This window comes from Sinomonas sp. G460-2 (assembly GCF_047759905.1).
In the GTDB taxonomy this organism is placed as follows: Bacteria; Actinomycetota; Actinomycetes; order Actinomycetales; family Micrococcaceae; genus Sinomonas.
This window is the reverse complement of sequence record NZ_JBKZWT010000060.1, coordinates 1-16,462: the sequence shown is the minus strand read 5'-3', so window position 1 is coordinate 16,462 and position 16,462 is coordinate 1. Positions and strand designations below refer to the sequence as shown.

Here is a 16,462-nt window from a genome sequence, read left to right as displayed (position 1 = left end):
GGCACGGCGCGGTGAGCCTGTTCTGGCTCGCCCAGTGGTACGTGGTGCTCGGCGCGGTAGTGGCGGCCGCTCGCTACTTCGCGGGCCAGCGACCGCCCGCCACGGCGTGGCTCGGGGCCGCGGCGGGTCTTGCGAGCCTCTCGGGCCTCGAGGCCGCCCTGACCGCGGACATGCCGCAGCAGGTGTGGCTCCTCGTCGCGTTCGCCGTGCTGACCGCCACGGGACTCATGGCGGGAGGGCGGGCGTTCACGCTCTGGGGCGCGGCCGGCGTGCTGGTCTGCGTCCTCTGGGCCGTCCGGGCCTACCCCTACCTCCTGCTGGCCATCCTGGGGCTCGCGCTCATCGGGGCTGGCGTGTGGTGGCTCGCGCGCACGCCGCGCGGCACGCTGCTACCGTAGAGAACGCCGGGCTCCCGCCGCCCGGTGCACCCGAGGGAGGACCCGTCGTGGCCTGGATCATTGTCATCGCGCTCGTCGTTGTGGTCGTCGCCGGCTACTTCAGCATCCGCAAGAACTTCAAGAACGAGATCGATCGGGCCAAGCGCATCCGCCGCGCCAACCGCGGCGAGTAGCCCGCGCCGTCGTCCGCCGGTGCCGAGGCGCTCGTTCACGTGCGCGCGGCGCGCCTGGCCGCGGTGAGCCTGCGGAGCCACTCGAACGAGGCCTTCGGGGTGCGCTTGAGCGTGTCGAAGTCCACGTGGACGAGCCCGAACCGCTGCGAATACCCGGCCGCCCACTCGAAGTTGTCCAAGAGCGTCCACACGAACCATCCCGCGAGCCGCACGCCCTCGGCCGGGCCCCCAGGCCTGACCGCGAGCAGAGCGGCCTCGAGGTGCGACGCGAGGTAGTCGATCCGCTGGCGGTCGTCGAGCTCGCCGTCCACGCGGTCCGGTTCGGGGAAGCTCGCCCCGTTCTCCGTCACGACGACCGGCGGGAGGGCCGAGGCGTAGCGCGTGTGCAGCTCGGCCAGCTGTAGCGCGATGTGCTGGGGTGCGATGGGCCAGCCGAAGCCCGTCCGCGGGTATTCCGGGAAGTCGGCGAGGTGGAACGGCAGGCGCGTGAGTGCAGACGGATGGCCGCCGCGTTCCGCGGGCGAGCCGCCCGGACTGGACCCGGGTCCCGTTCCGAGGCCGCCGGCCGCGACCCGTACGGGGTAGTAGTAGTTGAGCCCGTAGAAGTCGAGCGGCTGCCGGATCACGGCAAGGTCCCCGGGCCGGATCGCGGCGGCGAGCGGGCGGAAGTCCGTCCGGGCCAGCCACGGGACCCGTGGATACCGGCCCAGCAGCACGGGGTCCGCATAGAGCCTGTTGAAGATGAGGTCGAAGACGCCCGCGTGCGCGCGGTCGAGCGGGCGCCGCGACTTCGGGAACACCGGGGCGTGGAGGTTCGTGATCCCGATCCCGCCGCGCGCCCCCGACGCCCGCAGCGCCTGGACCCCGAGCCCGTGCGCGAGGAGCTGGTGGTGCACCGACGGGAGGGCGTCGAAGAGGAGCTCGCGGCCCGGCGCGTGGACGCCGAGGCCGTAGCCGTTGAGCGTCACCGTGACGGGCTCGTTGACCGTGATCCATCGCGCCACGCGGTCGCCCAGGCGCCGGCCTGCCTCGGCCGCGTAGTCGGCGAACCGGTGCGCCGTCTCGCGGGCCAGCCAGCCGCCGTCGTGCTCGAGCGGCAGGGGAGTGTCCCAGTGGTACAGGGTCACGACGGGGCGCACGCCCGCCTCGAGCAGGAGGTCGACGAGCCGCTCGTAGAACGCCCAGCCCTTCTCGTTCCACGTGCCGCGGCCGTCCGGCTGGACGCGCGGCCACGCGATCGAGAGCCGGTACGCATCGACGCCGAGGCGCGCGATGAGCGCCACGTCTTCCGTGAGGCGGTGATAATGGTCTGCGGAGACCGCGGGGGAGTCGCCGTTGGCGATCGCGCCCGGCCGCCGGGCGAAGTCGTCCCATCCGGACGGGCCGCGCCCGTCGTCGCCGAGCGCACCCTCGATCTGGAACGCCGCGGTCGCGACGCCGAGCAGGAAATCCGGAGGGAGCAGTGCGGCCAGACGTTCGACGGCGGGGCGCGGCATGCGCCTATCATCGCGCCGCGCGCACGGATTGGCCATCTATGCAGATGTCTGGCACACTAGATGAGTTGTTCAAGCGCTCCTTCGCGTCCCGATCCGGATAATGCCGGGTGCAGGGTCCAGGCTGGGGCCCAAATATGACCCACCTCCGCATTGAGCTACGGATACGTGCGCGTGAAACTCGCGACACGCCCGACCGCGGGGGTCGGATGGTCGGCTGGTTGAGGAACCCGGAAATTCCGGATTCAGCCCGTGCGGCCTGTGGTGGTCACGACCTTGAATGCCTCGGCAGCCACGGATAGCTGAAACAGAACAGTGCAGCACTGACATGAAAGCGAGTCGGACGATATGGCGGGACAGAAGATCCGCATCCGGCTGAAGTCGTATGACCACGAGGTCATCGATACTTCGGCCCGGAAGATCGTTGAGACGGTCACGCGCGCAGGCGCAACGGTGGTCGGCCCCGTGCCGCTGCCCACGGAGAAGAACGTGTACTGCGTTATCCGCTCTCCGCACAAGTACAAGGACAGCCGCGAGCACTTCGAGATGCGCACGCACAAGCGGCTGATCGACATCATCGACCCCACCCCGAAGGCCGTCGACTCGCTCATGCGTCTCGATCTGCCTGCGGACGTCAACATCGAGATCAAGCTCTAGTAGGGAGGTGCTGAGAGAACTATGACCGCAACCCGCAATGTCAAGGGCCTGCTGGGCACGAAGCTCGGCATGACCCAGGTCTGGGACGAGAACAACAACGTCATCCCCGTCACGGTCGTCAAGGCCGACACGAACGTTGTGACCCAGCTCCGCAACGCCGAGAACGATGGCTACACGGCGGTTCAGATCGGCTACGGCCAGATCGACCCCCGCAAGGTCACGAAGCCGCTCGCCGGCCACTTCGAGAAGGCTGGCGTGACGCCGCGCCGTCACCTCGTCGAGGTCCGCACCGCCGACGCCGACACGTACGCACTCGGCCAGGAGCTGTCCGTTGAGCTGTTCGCCGCCGGTCAGAAGATCGACGTCGTCGGCACGACCAAGGGCAAGGGCTTCGCCGGTGTCATGAAGCGTCACGGCTTCGCCGGTGTCTCCGCCTCGCACGGTGCCCACAAGAACCACCGCAAGCCCGGTTCGATCGGTGCTTGCGCCACCCCGGGCCGCGTCTTCAAGGGTCTGCGCATGGCTGGCCGCATGGGCAACGAGCGTCAGACGACGCTCAACCTCACGGTCCACGCCATCGACACCGAGAACTCGCTGCTCCTCATCAAGGGTGCCCTTCCCGGCGCCCGCGGCTCGGTCGTCCTGGTCCGTTCCGCTGTGAAGGGAGCCTGAACTCATGGCTAACGCAACTGTGAAGGTCGATCTCCCCGCCGAGATCTTCGACGTCCAGACCAACGTTCCCCTGCTTCACCAGGTCGTCGTCGCCCAGCTGGCCGCTGCACGCCAGGGCACGCACAAGGTGAAGAACCGTGGCGAGGTCTCCGGCGCCGGCCGCAAGCCGTTCAAGCAGAAGGGCACCGGCCGCGCCCGCCAGGGTTCGGTGCGCGCCCCGCACATGACCGGCGGTGGCGTTGTCCACGGCCCGACGCCGCGTGACTACTCGCAGCGGACCCCCAAGAAGATGAAGGCCGCCGCGCTCCGCGGTGCCCTCTCGGATCGCGCCCGCAACGGCCGCATCCACGTCGTGGAGTCCCTCGCCGCGGGTGAGAAGCCGAACACCAAGGGTGCCATCGAGATTCTCAAGTCCATCACTGACCGCAAGAACATCCTTGTCGTTCTCGAGCGTGCCGAGGAGAACGCGGTCCTTTCGGTCCGCAACCTCACCGAGGTCCACGCGCTGTACGCCGACCAGCTCAACACCTACGACGTGCTGGTCTCCGACGACGTGGTGTTCACCAAGGCGGCCTTCGACGCGTTCGTCGCCGATCGGGCGCCCAAGAACGAGGAGACCTCCAAGTGACTGCATCGAGCTACAAGGACCCGCGCGACGTCATTCTCGCGCCGGTCGTCTCCGAGAAGAGCTACGGCCTGATCGACGAGGGGCAGTACACGTTCCTCGTGGACCCGCGCTCCAGCAAGTCGGAGATCAAGAACGCGGTCGAGCAGATCTTCTCGGTGAAGGTCGATTCGATCAACACGCTCAACCGTCCGGGCAAGCGCAAGCGGACCAAGTTCGGCTGGGGCCAGCGCAAGAGCACCAAGCGTGCCATCGTCACCCTCAAGGGTGGCAGCACGATCGACATCTTCGGCGGTCCGCTCGCCTGAGCGGAGACCACTTTAACGAGGAACAGGTAAATGGGAATCCGTAACTACAAGCCGACTACCCCGGGCCGCCGCGGCTCGAGCGTGGCCGACTTCGCAGAAATCACGCGTTCGACGCCGGAGAAGTCCCTTGTTCGTCCGCTCCCCAAGAAGGGCGGCCGCAACAACACGGGTCGAATCACCACGCGCCACAAGGGCGGTGGGCACAAGCGCCAGTACCGTCTGATCGACTTCCGTCGCCACGACAAGGACGGCGTCAACGCCCGCGTCGCGGAGATCGAGTACGACCCGAACCGTACGGCTCGCATCGCGCTCCTGCACTACGTGGACGGCACGAAGCGCTACATCATCGCGCCGAACAAGCTGGCCCAGGGTGACTTCGTCGAGTCCGGTCCGGACGCCGACATCAAGCCCGGCAACAACCTGCCGCTCCGCAACATCCCGGTCGGTACGGTCATCCACGCCGTCGAGCTCCGCCCGGGTGGCGGCGCCAAGCTCGCCCGCTCCGCGGGTGCCTCGGTGCAGCTCGTCGCCAAGGAAGGCAAGTTCGCGCAGCTGCGCCTGCCCTCCGGCGAGGTCCGCAACGTCGACGCGCGCTGCCGCGCGACCGTCGGCGAGGTCGGCAACGCCGAGCAGTCGAACATCAACTGGGGCAAGGCTGGCCGTCTGCGCTGGAAGGGCGTCCGCCCGACCGTCCGCGGTGTCGCCATGAACCCGGTCGACCACCCGCACGGTGGTGGTGAGGGCAAGACCTCCGGTGGTCGCCACCCGGTCAACCCGAACGGCAAGCCCGAGGGCCGCACCCGCCGCCCGAACAAGGCGAGCGACAAGCTCATTGTCCGCCGTCGTCGTACTGGCAAGAACAAGCGATAGGAGCCTGGACACATGCCACGCAGCCTGAAGAAGGGTCCTTTCGTTGACCAGCACCTCTTCGTGAAGGTCGCCCGGGAAAACGATAAGGGCACCAAGAACGTCATCAAGACCTGGTCCCGCCGCTCGATGATCGTCCCCGACATGCTCGGGCACACGATCGCCGTGCACGACGGCCGGAAGCACATCCCGGTCTTCATCACCGAGTCGATGGTCGGGCACAAGCTCGGCGAATTCGCCCCGACGCGGACTTTCCGCGGCCACGTGAAGGACGACAAGAAGGGCAAGCGCCGCTGACCCTGCCTCACGGCAGAGTGAAGCAGTGCTTGGACTTCGAGAAAGAGAAGGAAGCAATGGAAGCCAAGGCAATTGCGCGGCACATCCGCGTAACGCCGATGAAGGCCCGGCGCGTCGTCAACCTTGTTCGTGGCAAGCAGGCGAATGAGGCTCTGGCGATCCTGAAGTTCGCCCAGCAGGCGGCTTCGGAGCCGGTCTACAAGGTGGTCGCGTCCGCGATGGCCAACGCCCGCGTCCTGGCCGACCGCGATGGTCTCGCGTTCGACGAGAGCGACCTCTACATCAGCGAGGCGTTCGTCGACGAGGGGCCGACCATGAAGCGGTTCCAGCCGCGTGCCCAGGGCCGCGCTTACCGCATCAAGAAGCGCACCAGCCACATCACTGTGGTCGTGGCGACCCCGGAGAACGAGGAGGCCCGCTAAATGGGACAGAAGGTCAACCCGCACGGGTTCCGACTCGGCATCACCACCGACCACGTCTCGCACTGGTTTGCCGACAGCAGCAAGCCCGGCCAGCGCTACAAGGACTTCGTCCGCGAGGACGTTCAGATCCGCAAGCTCATGACCACGGGCATGGAGCGCGCAGGCATCGCCCGCGTCGAGATCGAGCGCACCCGCGACCGCGTCCGCGTGGACATCCACACGGCGCGTCCGGGCATCGTGATCGGCCGCCGCGGCGCCGAGGCCGACCGCATCCGCGGCGAGCTCGAGAAGCTCACCGGCAAGCAGGTCCAGCTGAACATCCTCGAGGTCAAGAACCCCGAGATCGAGGCTCAGCTCGTGGCCCAGGGCATCGCGGAGCAGCTCTCGAGCCGCGTCGCGTTCCGCCGTGCCATGAAGAAGGCCATGCAGTCGGCGCAGCGCGCCGGCGCCAAGGGCATCCGTGTCGCATGCTCGGGCCGCCTCGGCGGTGCTGAGATGTCGCGCTCGGAGTTCTACCGCGAGGGCCGCGTGCCCCTGCACACGCTCCGCGCGAACATCGACTACGGCTTCTACGAGGCCAAGACCACGTTCGGCCGCATCGGCGTGAAGGTCTGGATCTACAAGGGCGACGTGACGTCCAAGGAGCTCGCGGCTCAGGCCGCTGCCGCTCCGTCGTCGCGCGGCCCGCGTGGTGACCGTGGCGATCGTCCGGGCCGCCCCGGTGGCGAGCGCCGTCGTCGTCCGTCTGGCGACCGCCAGCCGCAGGCCGCCTCCGCTGAGGCCGCCGAGGCTCCGGCCGCTGAGGCTGCCGCTCCGGCAGCGGAAGGAGGAGAGGCTTAAATGCTTATTCCCCGTCGTGTGAAGCACCGCAAGCAGCACCACCCGGGCCGCTCGGGCGCTGCGACTGGCGGCACGAAGGTCAGCTTCGGCGAGTACGGCATCCAGGCCCTCTCCCCGGCGTACGTGACCAACCGCCAGATCGAGGCGGCTCGTATCGCCATGACCCGCTACATCAAGCGTGGCGGCAAGGTCTGGATCAACATCTACCCGGACCGCCCCCTCACCAAGAAGCCGGCCGAAACCCGCATGGGTTCCGGTAAGGGTTCGCCCGAGTGGTGGGTCGCGAACGTCAAGCCGGGCCGGGTTCTCTTCGAACTCGCCGGTGTGTCTGATGAGGTGGCGCGCGAGGCGCTGCGCCTCGCCATGCACAAGCTCCCGTTGAAGGCGCGCATCGTGCGTCGCGAAGGTGGTGAATGAGAATGGCAGTCGGTTCGAAGGACCTGACCGCTGAGAAGCTCGACCAGCTGGACAGCGAGCACCTCTTCGAGGAGCTCAAGAAGGCGAAGGCAGAGCTGTTCAACCTGCGCTTCCAGTCCGCTACTGGCCAGCTCGAGAGCCACGGCCGTCTTGGCGCCGTGAAGAAGGACATCGCTCGCATCTACACGGTCCTCCGTGAGCGCGAGCTCGGCATTCGCGTCGAGCCCGTGTCCGTCGTCTCCGAGACGAAGACCGCGAAGAAGTCCAAGAAGCCCGCCAAGGCCGAGGCCGTCGAGGCCGAGGCTGCGACCGAGGAGGCCGCCAAGTGAGCGAGCAGGAGAACAAGGTGACCCAGAACGTCGAGGAGCGCGGCCAGCGCAAGACGGCCCGCGGCTACGTCGTGTCCGACAAGATGGAGAAGACCATCGTCGTCGAGGTCGAGGACCGCGTGAAGCACTCGCTCTACGGCAAGGTCATCCGCCGCACGAGCAAGCGCAAGGCCCACGACGAGAACAATGTTGCCGGCATCGGCGACCTTGTGCTCATCGCGGAGACCCGCCCGCTGTCCGCGACCAAGCGGTGGCGCCTCGTGGAGGTCCTCGAGAAGGCCAAGTAGGCCTTTTCGAGTTCGTCCCGCAGGGTTCACGAGCGGCCCGTCCCTTGTCGAAGGGGCGGGCCGCTTGCTTTGTCTCGGGTACGGCTACCGGGTCAAAAGTGTTCGTCCATTCGTGCTACGATATTGAGCTTGTACGGCTACGTTCGGCGTGCCCACTGAAGTCCACGTGGCTTCGGTGCGTTCGCCGGGGTCCAGCCGCGCAAACCTCGTGAACAATCGTGCCACCGCATAATGCCCTTCTGCGCGCCCGCGCGCGGGCTAGCTGGGAAGGGGTCAATTGCCTCTGGCACGGCGGTTCAGGCCGGTTCTGGCCACATCCAGGCGGGTCGAGAGACACCCCGACAATCCGTTCCGCGAGGCTCGGCGCAGCATCACCGCGATCTGAGAACCGGCGAGACGTAAGGAGTAATAGTGATTCAGCAGGAGTCGCGGCTCAAGGTCGCCGACAACACGGGTGCGAAGGAAATCCTGACCATCCGCGTTCTCGGTGGATCCGGCCGCCGCTACGCAGGTATCGGTGACGTCATCGTCGCCACCGTCAAGGACGCGATCCCTGGCGGCAACGTCAAGAAGGGCGACGTGGTCAAGGCCGTCGTCGTCCGCACGAAGAAGGAGCGCCGCCGCGCGGACGGCTCCTACATCAAGTTCGATGAGAACGCGGCAGTCATCCTCAAGAACGACGGCGACCCCCGTGGCACGCGCATCTTCGGCCCCGTGGGCCGCGAGCTGCGCGACAAGAAGTTCATGAAGATCGTCTCGCTGGCTCCGGAGGTGCTCTGACTCATGGGCGCAAAGATCAAGAAGGGCGACCTGGTCCAGGTCATCACCGGCACCAAGCAGGACAAGGGTGGCGACAAGGGCAAGCAGGGCAAGGTCCTGAAGGTGTTCCCCGCCACGAGCCGCGTGCTCGTCGAGGGCATCAACCGCGTTACCAAGCACACCAAGGTCGGCCAGTCGCAGCGCGGCTCCAAGACCGGCGGCATCGAGCAGGTCGAGGCTCCGATCCACGTTTCCAACGTGGCTCTCGTTGACCCCGAGACCAAGAAGCCCACGAGGGTCGGCTTCCGCGTCGAGACCGTGGAGCGGGACGGCCGTCAGAAGACGGTTCGCGTCCGTTACTCCAAGGCCACTGGGAAGGACATCTGATGACTGAGACTGTCGAGACTCCGGTCAAGATCGTGCCCCGTCTCAAGGCGAAGTACGCGGAGACCATCAAGGCCTCGCTCCTTGACGAGTTCAAGTACGGCAACGTCAACCAGGTCCCGCGCCTGGTCAAGGTCGTTGTCAACATGGGCGTCGGCGACGCCGCGAAGGACTCGAAGCTCATCGAGGGCGCTGTGCGCGACCTGACCCTCATCACGGGCCAGAAGCCGCAGGTCACCAAGGCCCGCAAGTCGATCGCCCAGTTCAAGCTCCGCGAAGGTATGCCGATCGGCGCCTTCACGACGCTTCGCGGCGACCGCATGTGGGAGTTCGTGGACCGCCTCGTGACCCTCGCGCTTCCGCGTATCCGCGACTTCCGCGGCCTCAGCGGCAAGCAGTTCGACGGTAACGGCAACTACACGTTCGGCCTCACCGAGCAGGTGATGTTCCACGAGATCGATCAGGACAAGATCGATCGCCTCCGTGGCATGGACATCACGGTCGTCACGACCGCCAAGACCGACGACGAGGGCCGCGCGCTGCTGAAGGCGCTGGGCTTCCCGTTCAAGACCGAAGACTGAATCACTACGTGACAGGTCCGCACCGCGCCGCAAGGCGCGCGGCTCACTGCCGGGCGGAAACCGTCGCGAGGAAGGGCACGAGCCCACATGACTATGACTGATCCCGTCGCAGACATGCTTACTCGTCTGCGCAACGCCAACTCCGCCTACCACGACGAGGTTGCCATGCCGTCGTCGAAGCTCAAGGTGCGGGTTGCCGACATCCTCAAGGCCGAAGGCTTCATCGCCAGCTGGAAGGAAGAGGACGCCGAGGTCGGCAAGAAGCTGACCCTCACGCTCAAGTTCGGTCCGAACCGCGAGCGTTCGATCGCCGGCGTCCGCCGCATCTCGAAGCCGGGTCTCCGCGTCTACGCGAAGTCCACGAACCTCCCGCACGTTCTGGGCGGCCTCGGCATCGCCATCCTGTCCACCTCTTCTGGGCTCCTGACCGACCGTCAGGCCGCCAAGAAGGGCGTGGGCGGCGAAGTCCTCGCGTACGTCTGGTAAGGGAAGGAAGGAAGAAGATATGTCCCGCATTGGACGTCTCCCCATCACCGTCCCCGCCGGCGTCGAGGTCAAGATCGACGGCGACCTGGTGACCGTCAAGGGTGGCAAGGGCGAGCTTTCGCACGCCGTGGCCAGCCCCATCGAGGTCAACCTCGAGGACACCACGCTCTCGGTGACGCGCCCGAACGACGAGCGCCTCGCGCGTTCGCTGCACGGCCTCACCCGCACCCTCATCGCCAACATGATCGAGGGCGTGACGAAGGGCTACGAGAAGAAGCTCGAGATCGTCGGCACCGGTTACCGCGTGCAGGCCAAGGGCTCGGACCTCGAGTTCGCGCTCGGCTTCTCCCACCCGGTGACCGTCACTGCCCCTGAGGGCATCGCGTTCAGCGTCGAGGGCCCCACGAAGTTCACTGTGTCCGGCATCGACAAGCAGCGCGTCGGCGAGGTTGCGGCCAACATTCGCAAGCTGCGCAAGCCCGACCCCTACAAGGGCAAGGGCATCCGTTACGCCGGCGAGGTTGTCCGCCGCAAGGTCGGGAAGGCTGGTAAGTAACCATGGGTCTGAGCATCAACAAGAAGCGCCCGGCCAAGTCGCGCACGGCTTCTCGTTCGCGCCGCCACATTCGTCTCCGCAAGCGCGTCGTCGGCTCCGCCGATCGTCCGCGTCTCGTGGTCACGCGCTCATCGCGCCACGTGTTCGTCCAGGTTGTCGACGACGCCAAGGGCATCACGGTCGCGTCCGCTTCGACGCTCGAGGCTGACCTCCGTGCGTTCGAGGGCGACAAGACCGCCAAGGCCAAGCGCGTGGGCGAGCTCGTCGCCGAGCGTGCGAAGGCTGCCGGCGTCGAGGCCGTCGTGTTCGACCGCGGTGGCAACAAGTACCACGGCCGCGTTGCTGCGATTGCAGACGGCGCTCGGGAAGGCGGGCTGGCACTGTGACCGTCGAGAACAACGAGAAGGACAATGTGTCTGAGAATGTGACCGAGGGCGCCGCTGAGGCTGCCGCCCCCGCCAACGAGGACCGCCGCGGCGGCCGTCGTGGCGAGGGCCGCGGTCGTGGCGACCGTGGCGGCCGTGGTGGCCGCGACGGTGGCCGCGACGCCGAGAAGAACCAGTTCGTCGAGCGCGTCGTGACCATCAACCGCGTCGCCAAGGTCGTCAAGGGTGGCCGCCGCTTCAGCTTCACGGCTCTCGTGGTGGTCGGCGACGGCAACGGCACCGTGGGTGTTGGCTACGGGAAGGCCAAGGAAGTTCCCGCGGCCATCGCGAAGGGCGTCGAAGAGGCCAAGAAGTCCTTCTTCCGCGTCCCGCGCGTCGGCACGACCGTTCCGCACCGCGTGCAGGGTGAGGCCGCCGCAGGCGTCGTCATGCTGCGCCCGGCCGCTCCGGGTACCGGCGTTATCGCCGGTGGTCCGGTCCGCGCCGTCCTCGAGTGCGCCGGCATCCACGACGTGCTCTCGAAGTCCCTCGGGTCCTCTAACGCGATCAACATCGTCCACGCGACGATCGAGGCGCTCAAGGGTCTCGAGGAGCCGCAGGCTGTGGCCGCTCGCCGTGGCCTGCCGCTCGAGGAGGTTGCCCCGGCCGCTCTGGTGCGCAACATCGAGAACCAGAAGGCAGGTGCATGAGTCATGGGGAAGAACCTGGCTCCCTCCGACGCCACGTTGGAGATCACCCAGATCAAGGGCGTCATCGGCGCCAAGCAGAACCAGCGCGAGACTCTGCGTTCCCTCGGCCTCAAGCGCATTGGCCACACTGTCGTCCGCAAGGCCGACGCTGTGACCGTGGGCATGATCAACACGGTTCCGCACCTCGTGAAGGTTGAGGAGGCGAAGTAATGGCTGAGAACGAAACTGAGAAGAAGAGCACCGCTCTTAAGGTCCACCACCTGCGTCCCGCCGCTGGCGCCAAGACCGCGAAGACCCGTGTGGGTCGCGGTGAGGGCTCCAAGGGCAAGACCGCCGGTCGCGGCACCAAGGGCACGAAGGCCCGCTACCAGGTGCGTGCGGGCTTCGCGGGTGGGCAGCTTCCGCTGCACATGCGCCTGCCGAAGCTTCGCGGCTTCAAGAACCCGTTCCGGGTCGAGTACTCGGTGGTCAACCTCGAGCGGCTCGTCGAGCTGTTCCCCGAGGGCGGCACCGTGGGCGTCGACGAGCTCATCGCGAAGGGCGCGGTTCGCAAGAACCAGCCCGTCAAGGTGCTCGGCAACGGCGACATCGACGTGAAGTTCGACGTCACCGCCCACGCCTTCTCGGCGTCCGCCGCCGAGAAGATCGCCGCCGCCGGCGGCTCCACGACCGTCCTCTGACGGAAGCGGAGCGCCTCCACGCTGTGAATCGAAGGCCCCTGTCGCCGTCGTGAGTTTTTACTTACGACGGCGGCGGGGGCCTCTCGCGTTAGGCCTCGCCAACCCGTGGGACGGGACCCCGCAACCCGGGTGCAACGGCCGGGATTATCTGCTCTGCCGCGCCTGCCGCTAGACTCGGTAGCTGTACCTTGCTCGCGCCGCACCCTGTGCGCGGGCCATCAACCTTACGTTCCTCGTGATCGGGGAGGAGAAGCGTGCTTTCTGCCATCGGCCGGGCTTTCCGAACGCCGGACCTGCGGCGCAAGCTGCTGTTCACGCTGGGCATCATCGCCATCTACCGCCTGGGTGCCTTCATCCCCGCGCCGGGCGTCAACTACAGCAACGTCAAGACCTGCCTCTCGCCCATCGTCACGGGCCAGGATCAGCAGCAGGGCATCTACCAGCTCATGAACCTGTTCAGCGGCGGCGCCCTCTTGCAGGTGTCCGTGTTCGCGCTCGGGATCATGCCCTACATCACGGCGAGCATCATCGTTCAGCTGCTGCGCGTGGTGATCCCTCGCTTCCAGGAGCTGTACGACGAGGGCCAGTCGGGCCAGACGAAGCTCACGCAGTACACGCGGTATCTGACGATCGCGCTCGGTCTGCTCAACGCGACCACGCTCGTCTCGCTCGTGCGCTCGGGGCAGCTGTTCCCGAACTGCCAGCTGCAGATCATCCCGGACCCGAGCATCATCGCGACGATCCTCGTGATCATCACGCTCACCGCCGGCACGGGCCTCATCATGTGGATGGGCGAGCTCGTGACGGAGAAGGGCATCGGCAACGGTATGTCGCTGCTCATCTTCACGTCGATCGCGGCGAACTTCCCGGCCTCGCTCGGGGCGATCTGGACCTCGAAGGGCCCCGGAACGTTCTTCATCGTCCTGGCGATCGGCCTCGTGACGATGGCGCTCGTGGTCTTCGTCGAGCAGTCCCAGCGGCGCATCCCGGTCCAGTACGCGAAGCGGATGATCGGCCGGCGGACCGTGGGCGGCACCACGACGTACATCCCGATCAAGGTCAACATGGCCGGCGTCATCCCGGTCATCTTCGCCTCGTCGATGCTGTACCTGCCGGCGCTCGTCGCGCAGTTCAACACCCCCAAGGACGGCTCGAACATCGCGCCGTGGGTCGAGTGGATCAACAACAACCTGACCAAGGGCGACCATCCGGTCTACATGGTGGCCTACTTCCTGCTGATTCTCTTCTTCACATACTTCTATGTGGCGATCACCTTCAACCCTGAAGAGGTTGCCGACAACATGAAGAAGTACGGCGGCTTCATCCCGGGCATCCGGGCCGGCAAGCCGACTGCGGACTACCTGCAGTACGTACTTTCGCGCATCACCCTGCCGGGCGCGCTGTACCTCGGCATCGTGGCTCTCATCCCGCTCATCGCGCTCGTGCTGGTCCAGGCCAACACGAACTTCCCGTTCGGCGGTACGTCGATCCTCATCATGGTCGGCGTGGGCCTCGAGACGGTCAAGCAGATCGATGCGCAGCTCCAACAGCGGCACTACGAAGGACTACTGCGATGACGAGAATGTTGCTCATTGGCCCGCCCGGATCGGGCAAGGGAACTCAGGCGGAACGAATCTCGGATCGACTCGGCATCGTGGCCATCTCGACCGGGGACATCTTCCGGTACAACGTCAAGGAGCAGACTCCGCTCGGCGTCGAGGCGAAGAAGTACATGGACGCGGGCGACTTCGTCCCGGACAGCGTCACGAACAGCATGGTTCGCGACCGCCTCGCCCAGGACGACGCTCGCGAGGGGTTCCTCCTCGACGGCTACCCGCGCACCGTCGCGCAGGTGGAGTACCTCGATGAGATCCTGAGCGAGAGCGGCCTCGGGCTTGACGTTGTCCTGCAGCTCACAGCCGACGACGAGGAGCTGGTCAAGCGCCTCCTCGGCAGGGCCAAGGAGACGGGCCGCAGCGACGACAACGAGACCGTGATCCGCCACCGCCTCGAGCTCTACCACACGCAGACCGAGGCCGTCGTGTCGCGGTACGAGGAGCGCGGGATTCTGACCCGGGTGGACGGGATCGGGCTCATCGACGAGGTCACCGAGCGCGTCCTCGACGCGATCAAGAACGGTGCCCGGGACCTAGCCTGAGGCCCCGCCAAAAACTACAGTGCTGACCGGACGACGGCGCCCCTCGCCTTGGGATCTTTGTGCGAGAGGGCGCCGTCGGACTGTGAGGGGGAGAGGAGTCCCGTGATCGGGCAGAGGAAGATCGAGTACAAGAACAACGGGCAGCTCCGGATCATGGCAGAGGCGGGCCTGCTGCTGAGCCGCGCGCTCGACGCCGCGGTGGCGGCCGTCGCGCCGGGTGTCACGACCGACGAGCTCGACGCAGCGTTCGCCGAGGTGGTCGATGCGGCTGGCGCGCAGTACAACTTCCTGGGCTACTACGGCTACCCCAAGCACATTTGCGTCTCGGTCAACGAGGAGGTGGTGCACGGGATCCCCGGCCCCCGCACGCTCCGCGAGGGGGACATCCTGTCCATCGACGGCGGGTGCGTGGTCCGCGGCTGGAACGCCGACTCGGCGCGCACGGTCATCGTGGGAGAGGGCGATCCGGCCGACGTGCGGCTCTCCGAGGTGACGCGACGGGCCATGTGGAGCGGCATCGCGGCCTTCGCGCGCGGCACCCACGTGGGGGACATCGGCGACGCGATCGACGACTTCGTGAGCGAACAGGACGGCGCGCCGCTCGGCATCCTCGAGGACTACGTGGGCCACGGCATCGGCTCCGAGATGCACATGGCCCCTGACGTGCTGAACTACCGCACCGGCCACCGCGGCGCCAAGATCAAGCCGGGCCTGGCCCTCGCGATCGAGCCCATGCTCGTGCGCGGCTCGATCGACACGCGCGTGCTCGACGACGAATGGACGGTCGTGACGACCGACGGCGCGCGCTCGTGCCAATGGGAGCACTCGGTGGCCCGCCACACGAACGGCATCTGGGTCCTCACAGCGGAGGACGGCGGCGCGTCCGAACTCGAGCCGCTCGGCGTGACGCCGGTGCCGATCCCGGCCTGACCCCGATACTGAGGCCATGAGGGCGAGGGGGAGCGCGGTACAGGGCCAAGCCGCCCTCGCGCGCGCCCTCCCCGCGTGGGCCCTCGAGCTGGTCGGCTGGGCCGCCGCGCTTGTCCTCGCGCTGCTCGCGGTCGCGCACCTCGACGCGACCGACCGGTCGTGGATGCTCTACTACGACCCGGAGACCGTGCTGCCGGCCCTCGTGCGGGGCTCGGTACTCGCGGGGCAGCCCCAGGACTGGGCGCTCTCCGCCGTGCTGTTCATCCCCGAGATGGCGCTGTACTTCGGCCTCGCGGCCCTCGGACTCGGCGTCAAGGGCACGTTCGCGCTCAATGGCGTGGTCGACTTCCTCTTGCTCTACGCGACGCTCCGACTTGTGAGCGGGGCCGTCCGGCCCGCTCGTCCGCACGCGCGGCGCGTAGCAGGGGCCCTCGTGGCCTTCGCGGCAGCGATCGGGCTGAGCCTCCTCGACGACACGTCCGGCTGGGACACGTTCGAGATCGTCTCGCTCCTGGCGACGGCGACGTTCTACAGCATGACCGTGCTCGCGGCCATCGCGACGACGGGACTTGTGGCCAGGAGCCTCGCGGGCCAAGCGGCCGGAACCCAAGCGGCCGGAACCCAAGCGGCCGGGCCCCGGCGTCGCTGGTTCCAGCGGCGCTGGCTCTCAGCGGTGCTCCTCGCGCTCAGCGCCGTCTCGACCCTCACGAATCCGCTCTACCTCGCATGGGAGGTCGCCCCACTCGTGGTCGTCTTCGCCGTCCTCGGCTGGCGGCGCGTGGTCGGATGGGTTCCGCTCGCTCGGGTGACGGCCGTCCTCGCGGCGGGCGCCGCCGTCGGGCTCGTGGGCCGGATTCCGTTCGCCGCGCTCATCACGAAGGACGGGCCCGCCTACGCCAAGCCGGGCCAAGCGCTCGGCACCGCCATCTACTACGTCGAGAAGCTCGCCGACAGGACGTCGACCCTTCCCGGAGCCCTCTCCCTGACCCCTGTCGTGGCGCTCGTGATCGTGTGCGTGCTCGTATTCCGGCGCGCCGTCGCGCGCCATGACGCTCCGGGGGCCGTTGT

The 16,462-nt window shown here is 67.3% G+C and carries 26 protein-coding genes and 1 pseudogene; 26 read left to right on the top strand and 1 reads right to left on the bottom strand.

Annotated features, from left to right (window positions below; all coding sequences use genetic code 11):
* Both ACLN58_RS08530 and ACLN58_RS08525 read left to right on the top strand, forming a co-directional pair.
* Nucleotides 1-398 (top strand): hypothetical protein (locus ACLN58_RS08530; RefSeq protein ID WP_415854834.1); only part of this gene is annotated, 398 nt, incomplete at its 5' end.
* Between the two features lie 47 nt (nt 399-445).
* Nucleotides 446-571, top strand: coding sequence for a hypothetical protein (locus tag ACLN58_RS08525; RefSeq protein ID WP_415854833.1), 126 nt, complete (start codon nt 446-448; stop codon nt 569-571).
* Nucleotides 572-606: 35 nt separating this feature from the next.
* Here ACLN58_RS08525 and ACLN58_RS08520 read toward each other — a convergent pair whose 3' ends face one another.
* Nucleotides 607-2,067 (bottom strand): glycoside hydrolase family 1 protein, encoded by a 1,461-nt coding sequence (locus ACLN58_RS08520; protein ID WP_415854832.1) that lies wholly within the window; start codon nt 2,065-2,067, stop codon nt 607-609.
* Nucleotides 2,068-2,412: 345 nt separating this feature from the next.
* Here ACLN58_RS08520 and rpsJ point away from each other — a divergent pair, with 345 nt between their 5' ends.
* The 24 genes and pseudogenes from rpsJ to ACLN58_RS08400 form a co-directional block, all read left to right on the top strand.
* Nucleotides 2,413-2,721 carry a 30S ribosomal protein S10 gene (rpsJ, locus tag ACLN58_RS08515; RefSeq protein ID WP_043119398.1) on the top strand — a complete coding sequence of 103 codons (309 nt, stop codon included), beginning with the start codon at nt 2,413-2,415 and terminating at the stop codon, nt 2,719-2,721.
* 21 nt (nt 2,722-2,742) lie between these two features.
* Nucleotides 2,743-3,393: a 50S ribosomal protein L3 gene (gene rplC / locus ACLN58_RS08510; protein ID WP_415854831.1), complete on the top strand. Its 651-nt coding sequence runs from the start codon at nt 2,743-2,745 to the stop codon at nt 3,391-3,393.
* 4 nt (nt 3,394-3,397) lie between these two features.
* A complete protein-coding gene (gene rplD, locus ACLN58_RS08505) occupies nt 3,398-4,021 on the top strand; it encodes a 50S ribosomal protein L4 (RefSeq protein ID WP_415854830.1) in 624 nt (207 codons plus the stop codon).
* Entirely contained in the window at nt 4,018-4,326 is a 309-nt protein-coding gene (rplW, locus tag ACLN58_RS08500; RefSeq protein ID WP_415854829.1) for a 50S ribosomal protein L23, read from the top strand. Before rplD ends, rplW begins: the two co-directional genes overlap by 4 nt.
* A gap of 30 nt (nt 4,327-4,356) precedes the next feature.
* Nucleotides 4,357-5,196, top strand: coding sequence for a 50S ribosomal protein L2 (gene rplB / locus ACLN58_RS08495; protein ID WP_415854828.1), 840 nt, complete (start codon nt 4,357-4,359; stop codon nt 5,194-5,196).
* A gap of 12 nt (nt 5,197-5,208) precedes the next feature.
* Nucleotides 5,209-5,490 (top strand): 30S ribosomal protein S19, encoded by a 282-nt coding sequence (gene rpsS / locus ACLN58_RS08490; protein ID WP_136610751.1) that lies wholly within the window; start codon nt 5,209-5,211, stop codon nt 5,488-5,490.
* Nucleotides 5,491-5,546: 56 nt separating this feature from the next.
* Nucleotides 5,547-5,912 carry a 50S ribosomal protein L22 gene (rplV, locus tag ACLN58_RS08485; RefSeq protein ID WP_043119391.1) on the top strand — a complete coding sequence of 122 codons (366 nt, stop codon included), beginning with the start codon at nt 5,547-5,549 and terminating at the stop codon, nt 5,910-5,912.
* A complete protein-coding gene (gene rpsC / locus ACLN58_RS08480; RefSeq protein WP_415854827.1) occupies nt 5,913-6,752 on the top strand; it encodes a 30S ribosomal protein S3 in 840 nt (279 codons plus the stop codon).
* The gene (gene rplP / locus ACLN58_RS08475) at nt 6,753-7,169 is read left to right on the top strand and encodes a 50S ribosomal protein L16 (RefSeq protein WP_415854826.1); all 417 of its coding nucleotides are present in this window, start codon (nt 6,753-6,755) and stop codon (nt 7,167-7,169) included.
* Between the two features lie 2 nt (nt 7,170-7,171).
* On the top strand, nt 7,172-7,498 hold the full coding sequence (rpmC, locus tag ACLN58_RS08470) for a 50S ribosomal protein L29 (protein WP_415854825.1): 327 nt from the start codon (nt 7,172-7,174) through the stop codon (nt 7,496-7,498).
* Entirely contained in the window at nt 7,495-7,785 is a 291-nt protein-coding gene (rpsQ, locus tag ACLN58_RS08465) for a 30S ribosomal protein S17 (RefSeq protein ID WP_415854824.1), read from the top strand. The genes rpmC and rpsQ overlap by 4 nt, the downstream gene beginning before the upstream one ends.
* 411 nt (nt 7,786-8,196) lie before the next feature.
* Nucleotides 8,197-8,565: a 50S ribosomal protein L14 gene (gene rplN / locus ACLN58_RS08460; RefSeq protein WP_043119386.1), complete on the top strand. Its 369-nt coding sequence runs from the start codon at nt 8,197-8,199 to the stop codon at nt 8,563-8,565.
* Nucleotides 8,566-8,568: 3 nt separating this feature from the next.
* Nucleotides 8,569-8,931, top strand: a complete 363-nt coding sequence (gene rplX, locus ACLN58_RS08455; RefSeq protein WP_415854823.1) for a 50S ribosomal protein L24 — start codon at nt 8,569-8,571, stop codon at nt 8,929-8,931.
* Nucleotides 8,931-9,509 carry a 50S ribosomal protein L5 gene (rplE, locus tag ACLN58_RS08450; protein WP_415854822.1) on the top strand — a complete coding sequence of 193 codons (579 nt, stop codon included), beginning with the start codon at nt 8,931-8,933 and terminating at the stop codon, nt 9,507-9,509. Before rplX ends, rplE begins: the two co-directional genes overlap by 1 nt.
* An 87-nt stretch (nt 9,510-9,596) precedes the next feature.
* Nucleotides 9,597-9,995 carry a 30S ribosomal protein S8 gene (gene rpsH, locus ACLN58_RS08445; protein ID WP_415854821.1) on the top strand — a complete coding sequence of 133 codons (399 nt, stop codon included), beginning with the start codon at nt 9,597-9,599 and terminating at the stop codon, nt 9,993-9,995.
* 19 nt (nt 9,996-10,014) lie between these two features.
* Entirely contained in the window at nt 10,015-10,551 is a 537-nt protein-coding gene (rplF, locus tag ACLN58_RS08440) for a 50S ribosomal protein L6 (protein ID WP_415854820.1), read from the top strand.
* Between the two features lie 2 nt (nt 10,552-10,553).
* A complete protein-coding gene (gene rplR, locus ACLN58_RS08435) occupies nt 10,554-10,937 on the top strand; it encodes a 50S ribosomal protein L18 (protein WP_415854819.1) in 384 nt (127 codons plus the stop codon).
* A gap of 38 nt (nt 10,938-10,975) precedes the next feature.
* The gene (rpsE, locus tag ACLN58_RS08430) at nt 10,976-11,626 is read left to right on the top strand and encodes a 30S ribosomal protein S5 (protein ID WP_415854835.1); all 651 of its coding nucleotides are present in this window, start codon (nt 10,976-10,978) and stop codon (nt 11,624-11,626) included.
* Nucleotides 11,627-11,629: 3 nt separating this feature from the next.
* Nucleotides 11,630-11,836: a 50S ribosomal protein L30 gene (gene rpmD / locus ACLN58_RS08425; protein ID WP_415854818.1), complete on the top strand. Its 207-nt coding sequence runs from the start codon at nt 11,630-11,632 to the stop codon at nt 11,834-11,836.
* Nucleotides 11,836-12,306, top strand: coding sequence for a 50S ribosomal protein L15 (gene rplO, locus ACLN58_RS08420; RefSeq protein ID WP_415854817.1), 471 nt, complete (start codon nt 11,836-11,838; stop codon nt 12,304-12,306). Before rpmD ends, rplO begins: the two co-directional genes overlap by 1 nt.
* A gap of 254 nt (nt 12,307-12,560) precedes the next feature.
* Complete coding sequence (gene secY, locus ACLN58_RS08415) at nt 12,561-13,883, top strand: preprotein translocase subunit SecY (RefSeq protein ID WP_415854816.1); 1,323 nt, start codon at nt 12,561-12,563, stop codon at nt 13,881-13,883.
* On the top strand, nt 13,880-14,464 hold the full coding sequence (locus ACLN58_RS08410) for an adenylate kinase (protein ID WP_415854815.1): 585 nt from the start codon (nt 13,880-13,882) through the stop codon (nt 14,462-14,464). The genes secY and ACLN58_RS08410 overlap by 4 nt, the downstream gene beginning before the upstream one ends.
* A gap of 102 nt (nt 14,465-14,566) precedes the next feature.
* Complete coding sequence (gene map / locus ACLN58_RS08405; protein ID WP_415854814.1) at nt 14,567-15,394, top strand: type I methionyl aminopeptidase; 828 nt, start codon at nt 14,567-14,569, stop codon at nt 15,392-15,394.
* Nucleotides 15,395-15,410: 16 nt separating this feature from the next.
* Nucleotides 15,411-16,462 (top strand): annotated as a pseudogene (locus ACLN58_RS08400) (hypothetical protein); the annotation flags it as partial.

What these genes read in the sequence shown, in the direction of transcription:
- ACLN58_RS08520 (WP_415854832.1), bottom strand. Translation starts at nt 2,067, where the DNA reads ATGCCGCGCCCCGCCGTCGAACGTCTGGCCGCACTGCTCCCTCCGGAT.
- rpsJ (WP_043119398.1), top strand. Translation starts at nt 2,413, where the DNA reads ATGGCGGGACAGAAGATCCGCATCCGGCTGAAGTCGTATGACCACGAG.
- rplC (WP_415854831.1), top strand. Translation starts at nt 2,743, where the DNA reads ATGACCGCAACCCGCAATGTCAAGGGCCTGCTGGGCACGAAGCTCGGC.
- rplD (WP_415854830.1), top strand. Translation starts at nt 3,398, where the DNA reads ATGGCTAACGCAACTGTGAAGGTCGATCTCCCCGCCGAGATCTTCGAC.
- rplB (WP_415854828.1), top strand. Translation starts at nt 4,357, where the DNA reads ATGGGAATCCGTAACTACAAGCCGACTACCCCGGGCCGCCGCGGCTCG.
- rpsS (WP_136610751.1), top strand. Translation starts at nt 5,209, where the DNA reads ATGCCACGCAGCCTGAAGAAGGGTCCTTTCGTTGACCAGCACCTCTTC.
- rplV (WP_043119391.1), top strand. Translation starts at nt 5,547, where the DNA reads ATGGAAGCCAAGGCAATTGCGCGGCACATCCGCGTAACGCCGATGAAG.
- rpsC (WP_415854827.1), top strand. Translation starts at nt 5,913, where the DNA reads ATGGGACAGAAGGTCAACCCGCACGGGTTCCGACTCGGCATCACCACC.
- rplP (WP_415854826.1), top strand. Translation starts at nt 6,753, where the DNA reads ATGCTTATTCCCCGTCGTGTGAAGCACCGCAAGCAGCACCACCCGGGC.
- rpmC (WP_415854825.1), top strand. Translation starts at nt 7,172, where the DNA reads ATGGCAGTCGGTTCGAAGGACCTGACCGCTGAGAAGCTCGACCAGCTG.
- rplX (WP_415854823.1), top strand. Translation starts at nt 8,569, where the DNA reads ATGGGCGCAAAGATCAAGAAGGGCGACCTGGTCCAGGTCATCACCGGC.
- rplE (WP_415854822.1), top strand. Translation starts at nt 8,931, where the DNA reads ATGACTGAGACTGTCGAGACTCCGGTCAAGATCGTGCCCCGTCTCAAG.
- rpsH (WP_415854821.1), top strand. Translation starts at nt 9,597, where the DNA reads ATGACTATGACTGATCCCGTCGCAGACATGCTTACTCGTCTGCGCAAC.
- rplF (WP_415854820.1), top strand. Translation starts at nt 10,015, where the DNA reads ATGTCCCGCATTGGACGTCTCCCCATCACCGTCCCCGCCGGCGTCGAG.
- rplR (WP_415854819.1), top strand. Translation starts at nt 10,554, where the DNA reads ATGGGTCTGAGCATCAACAAGAAGCGCCCGGCCAAGTCGCGCACGGCT.
- rpmD (WP_415854818.1), top strand. Translation starts at nt 11,630, where the DNA reads ATGGGGAAGAACCTGGCTCCCTCCGACGCCACGTTGGAGATCACCCAG.
- rplO (WP_415854817.1), top strand. Translation starts at nt 11,836, where the DNA reads ATGGCTGAGAACGAAACTGAGAAGAAGAGCACCGCTCTTAAGGTCCAC.
- ACLN58_RS08410 (WP_415854815.1), top strand. Translation starts at nt 13,880, where the DNA reads ATGACGAGAATGTTGCTCATTGGCCCGCCCGGATCGGGCAAGGGAACT.